The 12,701-nt window shown below is 58.7% G+C and carries 1 protein-coding gene; it reads left to right on the plus strand.

Features of this window, described 5'->3' with window-relative positions; genetic code table 11:
* Window positions 1-105 precede the first annotated feature (105 nt).
* Complete coding sequence (locus AO388_RS00145) at window positions 106-12,666, plus strand: hybrid non-ribosomal peptide synthetase/type I polyketide synthase (RefSeq protein WP_058415881.1); 12,561 nt, start codon at window positions 106-108, stop codon at window positions 12,664-12,666.
* Window positions 12,667-12,701: the final 35 nt, after the last annotated feature.

Below are 12,701 nucleotides of genomic sequence, written 5' to 3' on the forward strand. Positions count from 1 at the left end.
GCGTGGTGGGTAGTAAAAATACCCCCGCGCGCTTTCTCGCCTCTCAGCCCCCCAATTTAACCCGTCCTCGCAGCGACATCGTTCGCTGTCGAGGTGGAGATGGTCATGTCCCAAAAAAAAACGGTCACTTCAACCACCGGATCCGCTGTCAGGAGTCCGACCCCGGCAGCCCGGGGGTTTCTGAATTTATCGCCTGCGCAAAAAAGCCTCTGGTTCATGCACCAGATGGAAGATGCGAGCGCCACATACAATGTGCCTTTCGCGCTGCGCATTGACGGGGCGCTGGATTGCGCAGCCCTTGAGCGGGCGGTGGACAGTGTCTATCAGCGCCAGACTGCACTGCGCTATCGTTTTCCCTGTATCGATGGGCAACCGGTCATTCGCCTTGTCAACGAGCAACTGTTGACTCGCAAAGTTGACCTGCGAGCCGAGCCGGACAGCGAAGCTGCGCTGAAAGCGTTCGAGCAAAGCGAAGCCCGTTATGTTTTCGATCTTGAGCATGAAGCGCTTCTGCGCGCGACGTTGCTGTACTGTGCGACCGACGAGCATGTTCTGTTGATCAATGTTCATCACATCATTTTCGACGGTTGGTCGATGCAGATCTTCCTCTCTGAAGTGGCCTCAGCCTATTCGGCGCTGGTGCAGGGCAGCGAGGTGAACGTCGAGCCGTTGAACTTCGACTTTGGCGACTATTTAAGTCTGAGCCCATCGAGCGCTGAGCGAGATCCCGATATTGCTCACTGGCAGCAGCGATTGGCCGGTGCGCCTCCGGTATTGCCACTACCGCTGGATGACAAGCGTCCTGCCGTTCAGCGTTACGCGGGGCAGCGTTGTCATTTTCAAGTGCCTGCAGCCGTCTCGGACGCGCTGAAAAAACTGGCCAAGGACTGTCGCGTCACGCCCTATATGGTAGGGCTTGCGGCTTTTTCCGTGCTGCTGTATCGCTATACGCAAGAGGCGGATCTGGTCATCGGATCGCCGATGTCGAATCGGCAATCCGCTGATCTGGAAGGCGTGATCGGTTTCTTCGTCAATACGCTGCCAAACCGGATCGATGCATCGGGTTCTCCTTCTTTCGTCGAGTTGCTCAAAAGAGTTCGCGCCTCGGTGCTCGATACATTCGAGCATGCCCATGTGCCTTTCGATCAGATTGTCGAGGCCATTCAGCCCCCGCGCTCTTTGAGCCATGCGCCGGTGTTTCAGGTGCTGTTCGATATGGCCAACGAGGATTTTTCGGTCGAGCTGGAAAACCTGCGCACTCGCGTTTATACGCTCGACTCCTGCACCGCCAAATATGACCTGAGTCTGACCCTGGCACTGACTGCGCGCGGCATGAGCGGCGCGGTCGAGTATGACACCGCATTGCTGGATGAGACCGCAGTGCAGGGGATGATCGATAGCCTGCTGATCATTATGGAGCAGGTGTCGCGCAACCCGGACGGGGCTATTGACGATTTTTCGCTGTTGTCTGACGAAGCCGTGGAGCAGGCGCTGCGCTTGGCTAATCATCAGCCGGCAGCGCCGCAAGCGCCTTTTGCACCTTTCCATCAGTGGTTCAAATGCAGTGCCGCGCAGTGGGGCGAGATGGATGCGCTGATTTATGCGGACCGTCGATACAGCTATGCGCAACTTGATGCAGAGGCCCGGGTACTGGCGGGTCATCTGCATGCTGCCGGTGTTCGTCATGGTGACCGGATCGCGGTAGTGCAACGCTATGGCCCAGAGGTCATCGTCGCGTTACTGGCGGTGCATCAGGTGGGCGGTATTTATGTGCCGCTCGCAATCGACGATGCGCGTCATGCGGATCTGCTCAAGGACATCGAGCCCAGACTGGTCCTGACGCTGCGCGCCTTTCAGAAGCAACTGCAGGACTATCCGTGCCTGCTGCAGGATGATTTGCCGCAGACCACCGGCACGCTGCTCGAGAGCGAATTCGAGGGGCGCAACACGCAACCGGAAGACATCGCCTACATCATTTTTACCTCCGGCTCTACCGGTCGTCCCAAGGGCGTCAGTGTCTCTCACGGCAGTTGGGTAAGCCTGCTCCAGGCCTTGGAGCAGACTTACGGTCAGACCGAGCCGGGTGTTACTGGCATTTTGCAAATGGCCAATTTCACGTTTGACGTATTCATGAGCGATGTCGTCCGCGCGCTGGCGGTTGGCGCGCGGTTAATCATGTGTCCTCGGCAGAGTCTGGCTGACCCTGAACGACTCTATGAGCTGATCACAGCTGAACGGGTGACGTTGCTCGAGTTCGTGCCTGCGGTCCTGCGGCAGATGATTCGTTACCTGGAAGAGACCGCACGGCGTCTGGATACCCTGCATACACTCACCTGCGGTGCGGACGTGTGGTTTGTCCACGAGTATCGGAAAATGCAGACGCTGTGTGGACCGCATACCAGGGTTGTCAGTGTTTACGGAGTCACCGAGGCAACCTGCGAAAGCGCCACGTTCGAGCCCGATGCAGGGTGGTATGACTCTGAGCGCAGCTTGCCTATCGGCGGTCCCTTGCCTAACACCTCCCTGTACCTGGTCGACGCAACGCTGAATCTGGTACCGCGTACTGTCCCCGGCGAATTGTTGATTGGCGGCGGCGCGGTGGCGTCCGGTTACATGAATCGCCCTGAATTGAACGAGAAGAGCTTCCTGACAGGTTCGTTCTCGGCCAGCGGACGGTTTTTACCTGGCATCGGCAAACAGCGGTTCTATCGCACCGGTGATTTGTGTCGGCACATGCGCGACGGCACCATCGAGTTTTTGGGCCGCAGTGACAACCAGGTCAAAATTCGTGGCTTCCGCATCGAGCTGGGTGAAGTCGAGAGCGTACTCGCCGACCATCCTGATGTGAGTGAATGCGCGGTGGTCACCCGTCAGTCACCAGGTGCCGAGGCCGAACTGATCGGTTATGTGCAAACCCGCGCTACAGCGCAGCAACTCAATGCCTACCTTGGCGAGCGTCTGCCAGGCCATATGGTGCCGCGCCTGTTGGTAGTCTTGCCAGCACTGCCTTTGACCGCAAATGGCAAGATCGATCGCAAGAGCCTGCCTGAGCCCGATTGGGCGCAGGACTCACGCGCTTATGCCGCACCGCGCAACAGTCTGGAAGAACAGCTTGTCGAAGACTGGCAGCAACTGCTCAATGTGCCGCGTATCGGCATTGACGACAATTTTTTCGAGAGTGGCGGGCATTCTCTGCTGGTCACTCAAGTCATTGCGCACATCAAAAAGCGCTTTGGTGTGGCCCTAAGTATTGCAAACCTGTTCGAAGGGCCCACCGTCGCTCAGGTCGCCGAAAAGATCATGCTGAATATGATCCAGATCGCCCAAGGTGCCAGTGTCGCTTCCAGGCCTGCCGCGATCGGACGCAGTAGCGGTATCGAGCGCCAACGTCTCTCGTTTGCGCAACGCCGTCTGTGGTTGACCCAGCACAGTGAGCCGGGCACCGCTTACAACATGCCGGAAATATGCCGTCTGACCGGGCAACTGGATATTCCTGCGCTGGAAGGTGCATTGAATCTGTTACTTGAGCGTCATGAAGTCTTGCGCACGCATTTCACCTGCGAGCTTGAAACGTTTGTGGACGCTCAGGGCCTTACGCAGAAAGAGCCGCTGGTTGTGACAAGTCACGCTGACAGCGCGCGCGTACCGTTCAGGCAGCAAAAAATCGCTCGCGAAGCGCTCTCGGTCACACTGGAGCGGGAGGTGCACACGCCGTTCTTGCTGGACAAGGAACTGCCGATACGCGCGGTGCTTCTGCAGACCGCTTCGGATGAATATGTGCTGTGCCTGACCTTGCATCACATTGCCTACGATGGTTGGTCGAGTGCCTTGCTGCGTCAGGAACTGGCAGCATTTTATCGGCATTTGACGCAAGGTGAGTGCCTCAGGCTTAGCGCACTGGAGGCTCAGTATCAGGACTATGCTGCCTGGCAACGAAATCAACTCGAAAGCGGGGCGTTCGAGGCTCAGCTAGACGCCTGGAAGGCTTCGCTTAAGGACTTGCCGCCGCCTCTGGTACTGCCTGTGCGTTCCAGCCCGCGAGCAGGAAATCCGCTGGCCGGCGACTACGTTGCGCTGACTCTTCCTGGCGATTGCTCGGCAAGGCTCGATCAGCTTTGCCTGCGTCTTCAATGCACGCCGGCCATGGTCATGCACGCCGCGTTCGCGCTGCTATTGCATCGCTACACCGGGCAGGACGACATTTTGATCGGCATGCCATTCTCGGGAAGGGACCATGATGAAAGTGCGAACCTGATCGGTTTCTTCGTTAACCTGCTTCCGTTACGGCTGCGTTTGCGAGGCCCTCTGCGTGTGGCGCAGGTTATCGAGCAGAGTCGCCAGGCCCTGCTTGCCGCCGAGGCAAATCATTCGGTGCCGATCGATTACCTGGCGCAAGTGCTCAACCCGCAGCGGCTGCCCGGCAAGCATCCTTTTTTCCAAGTGGGTCTTGTGGTGCAGAGCACGACGGCCGTACCGCTTACCTTGCCGTATGTGCAATCGGAAGAAATTTCTCTTGCCTCCACTGAGGTGAAGCTGGACCTGATGCTGGAGTTGCGTGCTGTTAAAGGCGAAGGGGTGAGTGGGGTATTCAAATATCGGACGTCACTGTTCGAGCGCTCCGTCATTTCGGGCATGGCAGAGCACTTCCAGTGCCTGCTGGAAAATATGCTGGCCAATGCCGAGCAGACCGTTGCTCAGGTGAAGATGCTTCCTGCAACCGAACATCAGAGGCTGATCAGCCAGTTCAACGACACGTCACGCGACTTCGGCGACGGCGATATCGTCAGCCGTTTTGAACAGCGTGTACGTCAGACTCCGCAGGCTATGGCCCTTCAGTTGCAACAACGCTGCTGGACATACGCGGAACTGGACCGGTTAGCCAACGGCATCGCGCACGCGCTGATAAAGAAGGGTGTGCAAGCGGGTGAGCACATCGGCCTGTTCACTGGACGGCATCCCTATCTGGTGGCAGGCATGCTTGGCATCCTGAAGGCGCGCTGTGCCTTTGTCCCCTTGAATCCGCAGGATTCGATGGAAGGTGCGCTGGGCTACATGATCAAAGACGCAGCATTGCGCCGCGTGGTGGGTCATCAAGGCTTGGCACACGAGCTTGCGGCTTTGGGGCTGGAGACGTTGCTGGTCGACGACTTCGAAGGTGCCGAGGGCGAATGGTCTGCTCCGGCCTGCCAGCGTGAGCCTCAGGATCTGGCCTATATTCTTTACACCTCTGGCTCGACCGGGCAGCCCAAGGGGGTGATGGTTTCGCAGCGCAATATCGATAACACCGCGAATGCATTTGCGCGAGCGCTGGAACTGAATGCTCAGTCGCGACAACTGCAGTATTTTTCGCCTGTCTTCGACGGGGTCTGTGGCGAGGTGTTTCCGGTACTGATCAGCGGCGCTACGCTGGTATTTGCCGCCTCTGAACAGCTGCTTCCGGGGCCGGATCTGGTGACGCTTCTGCGCGAGCAACGTATTACTCATCTGCAGATCACGCCGACGGCCCTGCGCTTGCTCCCCCATGCCGAGCTTGCCGAGCTGAAAGTCATTATCAGCGCCGGTGAGGCCTGTCCGGCGAACGTCGCCCAGACCTGGGCAACCGGCAGACGTTTCCTCAATGGTTACGGTCCGACCGAAACGACGGTGTATGCATCTGCCCAGGATTACTGGGATGAACGAGGCGCCTTGGTATTGCGGCCTCTGGACAACGTCAGAATGTATGTTCTGGACCCGTACCTGAACCCTCTGCCCTGCGGTGTACCCGGCGAGCTTTACATTGGCGGGAACGGGGTGGCACAGGGTTATCTGAATCTGGATGAGCGCACTGCGCAAGCGTTTCTTCCAGACCCATATGGTGTTTCACCCGAGGCGCGGCTGTACCGCACTGGCGACTTTGTGGTTCGTCAATTCGATGGAAGCCTGAGCTATGTCGGGCGTATCGATAATCAGGTGAAGGTTCGCGGTTTCCGCATTGAACTGGGCGACGTCGAAGCGCGCTTGAACGCGATAGTCGGGCTTGAGCAGGCGGTCGTGGTCGTTAAACAGGATGACCACGAGCACAAGATCCTGGTGGGGTATTACGTCGGCAAGCCGAGCATTGCACAGGTGCGTGCAGAGCTGGCGAAAGTGCTGCCGACACATATGGTGCCGGAGCGTCTGATCTGCTTGCCCGAACTACCGCTTAGCCGTACTGGCAAGGTCGATCGCAAGGCACTCGAAAACCTCGTTGATCAGCGCGCGCAGGAAGGCACTGCGGTCGGTAAGATGCCGACCTCTCCTGCGGTCGTCAGGCCCGCTGGAAAACGCCTGCACAACAAGGTCAGAAAGATCTGGCAGGAAGTACTCGATTGTCAGGAAATCGATTCGGACGACAATTTTTTCGATCTCGGTGGCCACTCGTTACGCATTGTCGAGACGCAAAAACGTTTGAGCGAGCTTTTGCAGGCGCCCGTGGCCATGACAGACCTTTTCGAATACCCGACGCTGCGTGGTCTGGTCGCTCACCTGGAACGCTTGCATGGGCCGCTGCCGGAGGTTCGCCAAGCCAGCGAGGCATCACCTGCCATTGATCCCGGAAATCGTACGCTGGCGGTCGTCGGCATGGCCGGGCGCTTTCCGGGCGCCGCTGACCTGAGCGAGTTCTGGCAGAACCTCACCGAGGGGGTGGAGTCGACCCTTTATTTCAGTGACGAGGTCATGCTCGCGCATGGCGTAAGCCCTGATCTGCTGGAGCGTGCCGATTTCGTCAAGTGTGGCAATCGTCTCGAGGATGTCGACAAGTTCGATGCCGAGTTCTTCGGCTTCTCACCTCGTGAAGCCCAGTTGATGGATCCTCAGCAGCGCATCTTTCTTCAATGCGCATGGACCGCTATGGAAGCCGCCGGTTATGGCGGTTCTCTGAACGATTTGCGCGTAGGCGTATTTGCAAGCGCGAGCACCAGCCATTACTTGCTTGATCACGTTTACCCGAGGCGCCAGGAGCTGCAACTGGAGAACATCCAGTGGCTATTGGGTAACGGCCGCGATTTCATGGCGTCGCGTGTGGCTTACAAACTCAATCTCGCCGGACCTGCGATTACCGTCGAGACGGCTTGCTCCTCCTCACTGGTAGCGGTCCAGATGGCTTGCGAAAGCTTGCTGCGGGGCGAGTCGGATATGGTGATCGTCGGCGGTGCTTCCGTCGAAGCTCAATACTACGGTTACCAGGCGGCACCGGGCAGCATCATTTCCGCCGATGGCCATTGCAGGCCTTTCGATGCGCAGGCCAGCGGCACCACAGGTGGCAGTGGTTGTGCAGTGCTGGTCCTCAAACTGGCTGACAGGGCAATCGAAGATCGCGACCATATTCATGCCTTGATCAAGGGCGGGGCGGTCAATAACGATGGCTCCAGCAAAGTCAGTTATACCGCGCCCAGTGTTCACGGGCAGGCCCAGGTGGTGAGCGCCGCGCTCGATGCAGCGAATATCAGTGCAGGCTCCATTGGTTATATCGAGGCGCATGGCACCGGCACTCGCCTGGGTGACCCGGTAGAAGTCCGTGCGTTGACGCAGGCCTATACCAGCGCTTTGCCAAATTTCACGCCGGGCTTTTGTGCCCTCGGTTCGTTGAAGAGCAACATCGGTCATCTTGATGCGGCTTCAGGCGTCGCCGGGCTGGTCAAGGCCATACTTGCCGTGCAGCACGACGTCCTGCCTGCAAGCCTTAACTTCACGCGAGCCAATCCCGAAATTGATTTCAACGACAGCCCTTTTTATGTCAACACGACGTCCCGACCCTGGCCGGCTACGGCCTCGCCACGTCGGGCAGGCGTCAGCTCCTTCGGCATCGGCGGGACCAATGCTCATGTCATTGTCGAGGAGCCTCCGCAGCCGTCAGTGCGCCCGCATGACGATAGCGATTGCTGGTACATACTGCCGTTCTCCGCACGTACCGCTACAGCGCTGGACCATCAGCGTCGGCAACTGATCACCTGTCTGCAGAACCCGGTGGCCGATATACGCGATATCGCCTTCACGCTGGGAGAGGGCCGCACACGATTTGCCTTCAGGGACAGCGTTGTCAGCCAGAGCATTGCCGGAGCCTTGCACGCGCTGCAGACACCTTCGTCCACAGCGCTCATGGAGCGCAGACAGGACCGTCCGATCGTGTTCATGTTCTCCGGGCAGGGTAGCCAGTATGAGGGAATGTTCAAGGGCCTCTACGGCAGTGAGGCGGTATTTCGACAGACAGTTGACCGCTGCACGGTCATATTGAAGCGTTATGGCGTCGACATTCTGGCCAGTCTATACCCGCCAGCGGGTGGCGATACAGCCAACAGTCTGAGCCGTACGGAAATCGCGCAACCGGCACTTTTTGTGGTCGAGTACGCGTGCGCCCTGTTGTTGCAAAGCCGCGGTATCCACCCGCAGGCGCTGATAGGCCATAGCCTTGGTGAACTGGTGGCAGCCTGTTTTGCGGGTGTCTACAGTCTGGAAGACAGCTTGAAGCTGGTTGTCGAGCGGGGCCGCCTGATGCAACGTCAAGCTCCGGGTGCGATGCTTGCCGTTGGCCTCTCTGAAGCAGATTGCGCGCGCTTTCTGGGGCACGGCGTGGAGCTGGCGGCCGTCAATGGGCCGCTGCAATGTGTTCTTGCCGGTGATTTTGAGGCCATTGCGCGGGTCGAGCGACAATTGGCCGAGGAAGGGCTCGTGGGGCGTGTACTGGATACCTCGCACGCTTTTCATTCCCGCATGATGGCTCCTGCTGCGCACGCGTTGAAGGCAGTTGTCAGCGGGTTCTCTGTTCAGTCTCCGACTATCGCGCTCGTGTCCAACCACAACGGTGGCTGGTTCTCGATCGATTCGAGCAGCCAAAGTGATTATTGGGCGTCTCATCTGCTCGATACCGTGCGCTTTTCTGACGGTATCGCGCTGCTTGCCGACGAACTGGAAGACCCGATTTTTCTCGAAGTCGGCCCGGGCCGTGCTCTTCAGAGTGCACTGAAATCCTATGCTGAGCCCTTGTGCGTGCTTGGTTGCACTCGGCATGCACGGGACAGCCGGTCGGACGAGGCGGCGTTGGCGGAAGGCATCGCGTCATTGTGGAGGCAGGGAGCAAGTTTCGGTTGGGCGCAGGCCGCAGGGTGTACAGACGGCGCACGCGTGCCGCTGCCGACTTATCCGTTTGCGCGGGACAGCCACTGGATCGAGGCTGCCGGGACGGTTTCTTCCGCGCAGCACAAGCAACCGTTGTTCCTGCATTGGCAGCGCGTGCAGGGTAACCGTCGGCAGTTCCGATTGAGCCTGTCGCCACAACTCTGGCTGGTGGACGAACATCGCGTTTTCGAAGGAAAGCCAGTGCTTTCAGGCACCGGATGTGTCGAGCTGGTACGCAATGCCTACGCGCGTATGGAAGGCATCGAGTTGATCGAACTGAGTGACGTTTACTTCCCGACCCCTCTGGTTCTGGAAGATGAGCAGGCCTCGCAAAGCGTGCTGATTACATTCAAGGATCACACCGAGAGCACTGAGTTTTTCCTCGAGTCGGTATCGGACGATGGTAACGCTCCGCAGCAGCACAGAATGCTGCACGCGCTAGGTTTCATAAAACGCCACAACCGGGAGCGCCTCGTACTAAAAGGGCTGATGCAGCTTCAGTCCGACCATACTGACTGTCTTGCCGATGAAGTCGAACATGCGGCATTGAACACGCGTCTCGGCTTGTTCGGGCCTCGCTGGAAGTGCTTTCGTTCGATCTGGCTCGGCCAGGATGAGGGGCTGGCGCTTCTGGAACTGGATCAGGTGTTTGCCGCTGACCTTGAGCGCTTTGCGCTGCATCCGGCGTTGCTCGACATGGCGACTGGTTTTCTCTCGATCATGGAAAACAGCACCCGCAGATTACCGTTCCATTATCAGCGCCTGACTATTCATGCACCACTGCGCTCCCGGCTTTACAGCCATGCACGGCGAGTTCGCAGCAATGTCTATGATGTGCAACTGTTCGAAGTCGATAACGACGGCGGAATCGGTGCTCTGCTGGCCGAGGTGATCGGCTTTACTTTGCGCGATGAGCGAGTGGCACCGGACGCGCAGCGCACCGAGCCCTTGGACTGGTGTCAGGTACCAGCATGGCGGCCGGCATTGCCTCCCAGGGGCGACTCGCCGTTACAAGGGCCCTGGCTGGTTGTCACGCGTGGCGTTGCAGCCGATAACAGCATTCTCGCTGCGCTACCGCCGGACAGTGTCTGCATAGGCGATGCAGGTGATTCTGGCGCTACGATCGCGACAATTGCTCGCGGCGACGCACAGGCATATGGACAGCTGTTTAATACACTGGCGACGCAATATGCCTTGCCGAGCCAGATCATTTACATGGCCGGTAAGACGCAGCTTGCGGAAGGCGAGCACGCCGCCATTACGCTGTTTTCCGATCTTATGGTGTTGGTACAGGCATACATTCCTCATGCGATAAACACCACTGTTCTGTCAGTGGTGACCGAAGGTGCCTGCCAGGTGGATGACGATGAGCCGGTCAACAGCTGTGTAGCAACCTTGTCTGGTGTGGTTCGTACACTTACCTGGGAGCTGCCGCAGATACGCTGCCGTCATTTTGATCTGCCGCTGGCCAACGCGGCCGAGAATGAGATGCTACTGCTTCAGGTACTCCAGCACATCGATCCCGATCAGGCTTCTCCGCTTGCGCCGACTCTGGCCTTGCGCAAACAGACGTTGCATGAACCTTGCCTGCGAGCGCTGCAAGTCTCGCAACCTTCACTGCACTTCAAGGAGGGCGGGACCTACGTGGTTACCGGTGGTCTGGGCGGCATGGGGCTGGCGCTGGCCAGTCATCTGGCTGCGAAGGTAAAAGCTGTCACCTTAGTCCTGATGTCCCGTTCGGCGACGGTCAAGGATGAGGTCGGGCAAGCGCTGCAGGCGATGGAACAGCAAGGCGCGCGGATTCAACACGTGGCGGTCGATTGTGCTGATCGTGAGGCTTTCACTGCTGCGCTTCAGCAGGTCAGGCTTCAGCATGGGTGTATCAGTGGGGCGATACATGCCGCAGGTGTGCAAGCCAGCGGTCTCATCCAACTGAGCCAGGCAAATGCATGGGCACAGGTGATGGGCAGCAAGGTGGTTGGCACCGATGTGCTGATAGAGGCTTTGCGCCAGGAGCCTGTCGATTTCATATTTCTGTGTTCGTCGCTGGCGTCGGTGCTCGGGGGGCTTGGTCAGGCGGATTACGCCGCTGCCAACGCCTATCTGGACGCTAGGGCGCAGGCCTGTCGTCAGGAGGGCATGCCTGTGGTTTCGCTCAACTGGGATGCATGGGCGCAGGCAGGTATGCGTGTTGCCTATGACAGTGCGCATCCCGAGCAGGCGCCGATTGACGATGTGCGGGGGCTGACCAACGCAGAAGGTTGCCAGTTATTCGAGCTGGCTCTGGCGCAAAACACTGCTCAGATCATCGTGCACAAGGCGCAGGATCTGCAGCAACTGATCGATCAACTGCAGCGCGGCGGTGCGACGTCGGCGGGCCGGGCAACGACGCTGTTCGACTCCGGTGCCGAGCGTGTTGCGCCACGCAATGCTGTGGAGCAGGAAGTCGCGCAGTTGTGGCAAGAGCTGCTGGGCGGTGATATGCCGGGTGTGCTGGATAACTTCTTCGATCTGGGCGGGCACTCACTGTTGGGGTCCCAGCTGATTTCGCGGATTCGTTCGCGCTTTCAGCAGTGCCTGACGTTGGCCGAGTTCCTTGATGAACCGACCATCGAGCGAATCGCCCGTTCATTGGACAGTGTCGCCGAAGATACGCCAATCGATGCCGATGAAGCCGCCGTACGTTACTGTCTGGTGCCGGTGCAGCGAAACGGCGAGGGGAGACCATTCTTTTGTCTGCCGGGCATGGGCGGCAACGTCAATCAGGTGCTTGGGTTGGCCAAGGCCATGGGCGCGCAACGGCCTTTCTACGGTCTGCAATGCCTGGGGCTCGATGGCAAGGCTGAGCCTCACCTCAGCGTCGAGGAGATGGCCGAACACTATATTCGCTGCATGAAGTCGGTTCAGGCGCATGGGCCTTATCTGCTGGGCGGCCATTCACTTGGCGGAAAAGTGGCGTACGAAATCGCCAGACTGCTTGAAGCACGTGGCGACCAGGTGGGTTTGCTGGCGCTGTTCGACTCGGCAGCCCCTCCGTATACGCAAATGCAGGTGCCTACCGATGCTCAGGTGTTGGGTTCGCTGCTGAGTATCTTCGGGCATTACTTCGACAAGCCAATCAAGCTCAGCCGCGAGGAGTTGCAGGCGCTCGAGCACCTGGGTGACGAGGAAAAGATCCGCTATCTGAAGGACACGCTGGAAAGTCACGGGTTGCTGGATGCGCGTGGCGATGAGGGAAGCATTCGGGGGCTGTTCAACGTGTATAAGGCTGCTGCCGCCTTCGGCATGCGCTATGACCCGCCCAAGGTTGCGCTTGATGCCTCACTGGTACTGTTCAGGGCGGTCGACTCGATGCCCTCCGGTATCAACCTGCCCGAGATCCGTGACACGGATGCCTGGGGCTGGGAGTTGTTCAGTGCGGCAAAGGTAAGAACGGTCGATGTCTCTGGGGATCACTTTACTTGCCTGTCCGTCCACGCCCAGCAAATTGCCGATGTGTTGATCGGGCAACTTGCCGAGTGTGATCGATAACCCGTCGTTGCGGAACATGGCGAGCAGGCTCAACG

Source organism: Pseudomonas sp. ICMP 10191 (genome assembly GCF_001467335.1).
Taxonomy (GTDB): Bacteria; Pseudomonadota; Gammaproteobacteria; order Pseudomonadales; family Pseudomonadaceae; genus Aquipseudomonas; species Aquipseudomonas cerasi.